The sequence below is a fragment of the Flexithrix dorotheae DSM 6795 genome (assembly GCF_000379765.1).
Classification (GTDB): Bacteria; Bacteroidota; Bacteroidia; order Cytophagales; family Flammeovirgaceae; genus Flexithrix; species Flexithrix dorotheae.
The window spans coordinates 1-2,003 of record NZ_KB903521.1; the positions used below are offsets into that span (position 1 = coordinate 1).

The 2,003-nt window shown below is 39.0% G+C and carries 2 protein-coding genes; both read right to left on the reverse strand.

The window, feature by feature from the left end; genetic code table 11:
* Window positions 1-112: 112 nt before the first annotated feature.
* Window positions 113-817, reverse strand: a complete 705-nt coding sequence (istB, locus tag A3EM_RS0140970) for an IS21-like element helper ATPase IstB (protein ID WP_245576607.1) — start codon at window positions 815-817, stop codon at window positions 113-115.
* A gap of 56 nt (window positions 818-873) precedes the next feature.
* On the reverse strand, window positions 874-2,003 hold a 1,130-nt coding region (gene istA, locus A3EM_RS0140975; protein ID WP_020534051.1), incomplete at its 5' end, for an IS21 family transposase.

Genomic DNA, 2,003 nt, shown 5'->3' on the forward strand with positions numbered 1-2,003 from the left:
TGTAAAATATTACGATACTGACCCGTGTAATTACGATAGTGATCCACCCTTTTTTAGCAGCTCTGTAGTTTAGGTTAAAAAATTAGGCTGAGGTTTAACAAATTTACATAAATCATTTCATTTTTCTTTTTCTCAAAGATTCTCCTTTTAATTCGATACGATGGGCAGTATGTATCATTCTATCAAGTAGTGCATCGGCCACGGTACTATCCCCTATGATATCATACCAATTTGCCACTGGGAGTTGTGAACTGATGATGGTGGACCTTCTCCCATGCCTATCTTCGATAATCTCCAATAACATCATTCTATTTTTAGCATCAAGGGGTTGTAATCCAAAATCATCAATGATTAATAGATCATGTCGTTCTATTTTGGCTATTTGTTTTAGGTAAGTCCCATCAGCTTTTGACATATTAAGTTGGGGGAAGAGTTTTTGAGCATTGAAGTATAAAGTTTTGTATCCCATTAAACATGCCTGATAGCCCAAGGCTGAAGCGATGTAGCTTTTCCCAGCCCCGGTTGGACCCGTAATTAAAAGGTTTTCTTTTTTCTGAATAAAACTACCATCAGCCAGTCGAAGCAATTGGGTTTTATCCAAGGCTCTATTAGCAGTAAAATCAATGTCCTCAATATTGGCTTTATAGCGGAACTGAGCAGTTTTAATATAGCGATTGATCTTACGATTTTGCCGGTCTTCCCATTCAGCCTGTATGAGCATACTGACGATTTCATCATTGTTGAGGCTATGATGCTGATTGGTTTCCAGCAGGGTTTGATAGGATTGTAACATACCATAAAATTTTAGTTGAGACATTTTGTTTAACACTGTACTGTTCATTTGTACTTTGATTTGAAGTGAATGAAATAGATTTATTTATAGTGATCGGCTCCACGAACATTCTGATGAAAAGGCAAACTGGTTTGCTCTGGTTCTTCCGGACAGAGTCTGTCAAATCCTCCTTTCAGGATGCGATCAATGATTTTGTAGTTATAAGCACCATAGTTTGTAGCCCGGTCTATGGCATCTATAAAGCGTTTTTTTCCTACTTTTTTTTCCAGGGAAAGAATGCCTACACAACTACGGTAAGCTTGTTCAGGATGCTTTTTACTGTCCAGAATTACAGCAATGTAGGCTTTGACTTTTGTATCGATCCGCTCTGCCCAGTTTAGGAATTTATCCGGATTCCAGTCCGAGACAAATTGGTGGGTAGATGGTAAATGTTCTTTGGTAGTGGTATAACCAAAGCGTCTGAGATCCCTTTTATGAAAAGCAATCCGTTCTTTATTGTAGTATACCGATACCTGAGAAGCAGAATAAACCATCTTGACCTGTTTGCCGATATAGCGATACGGAACGCTGTAATAATGCCTATCAGGGTTTAGATGGACATGGCAGTTTTTCATCACCGTTACAAACCTAAAGTTTTTGAGTTCATACCGCTCAGCAGCCAGAGGAAGTAATTTTGCTTTCTCTTCGGCTTCAAACTTTTCCCGTCTGCTTCGAGTTTGTTTTTGAAAAGTTTGATTATTGTGAATCTCCAGTTGGATGGTAATGGCTTGATTCAAGGCTTCCAGTGAATAAAATACCTGATTGCGTAAAGGGGCATAAATCCTGGAATAAGCAATACTTACTGCATTTTCTACAAGGGCTTTATCGCGTGGTTTATAGCTTCTGGCTGGCAATACAGCTGTCTGGTAATGATTGGCAAAATCACTGAAATCAGTATTTAAATCTGCTTCATATTTATTGGCTTTATGCACCGCACTTTTCAGATTATCCGGAACCAATAATTGGGGTACACCACCAAAATAGTGTAGAGCTCTTTCAGTAGCCCCTATGAAATCTGTTTTCTTTTGAGACGTTACTGCCTCTACATAGGTCAGCTGGCTATAGCCTAAAATGGCCACATAGACCTCTACCAGATTTACTTCTCCACTATCTGGGGCTATCCACTCCAACTTCTTTCCAGCAAAATCTATGAATAATTTATCGGCTGGGG

Coding starts and splice junctions, on each gene's coding strand:
- istB (WP_245576607.1), bottom strand. CDS start 817: ATGTCTCAACTAAAATTTTATGGTATGTTACAATCCTATCAAACCCTG.